The sequence below is a fragment of the Candidatus Acetothermia bacterium genome (assembly GCA_024653305.1).
In the GTDB taxonomy this organism is placed as follows: Bacteria; Bipolaricaulota; Bipolaricaulia; order Bipolaricaulales; family Bipolaricaulaceae; genus JACIWI01.
On the sequence record JANLFW010000071.1, the window covers coordinates 1 to 581 of the forward strand.

General features: G+C 62.3%; 1 protein-coding gene. It reads left to right on the forward strand.

Annotated features, from left to right (window positions below; all coding sequences use genetic code 11):
- A partial coding sequence (locus NUV94_08275; protein ID MCR4392728.1) for an integrase core domain-containing protein occupies positions 1–502 on the forward strand: 502 nt, incomplete at its 5' end.
- Positions 503–581 lie beyond the last annotated feature (79 nt).

Sequence of the window (581 nt, forward strand, 5' to 3'; positions counted from 1 at the left end):
GCTGGTGGCGCATGCGGTGCAGGTGTGGTTGGAGGAGAACCACTGCCGGACGATCTACATCGAGCCCGGCAGCCCGTGGGAGAACCCGTACATCGAGGGCTTCCACGGGACGCTGCGGAGGGAGTGTCTGGACCGATACGCGTTCGAAAGCGTCCAAGAGGCCCAGGAGATCGTGGCCGCGTGGAGGGAGGAGTACAATGAGGATCGGCCCCACAGTGCGCTTGGGTACTTGACCCCAGCGGAGTTCGCTCAGCAGTGCCGACTGGAAGCCGATCAGGATGAGCCCGAGGGAACCCGGGGCAGGTCCCTGGCTCGCGCTCGGGGTGGTACATCAAACGGGGGCACCTCAAGATCCAAGTCGCTTCCGCGGCCGGCCTTTCCGGAGGCCTGCGAGCCGAACACGTACACCGCCCGAACCTGCGGATATCGCCTAAACACTTCTATTAGGCCCTGCATGGTTCGAATCCGCCCCGTTCCCTCATGTCTTCCCAAGCCATTGTAACCTAGCTTTAGGGCTTGTGAGGGCCCCTCCTCTTGGTATCCCTAACGCCTCACCGATCACCTATCACGGATTACGGATC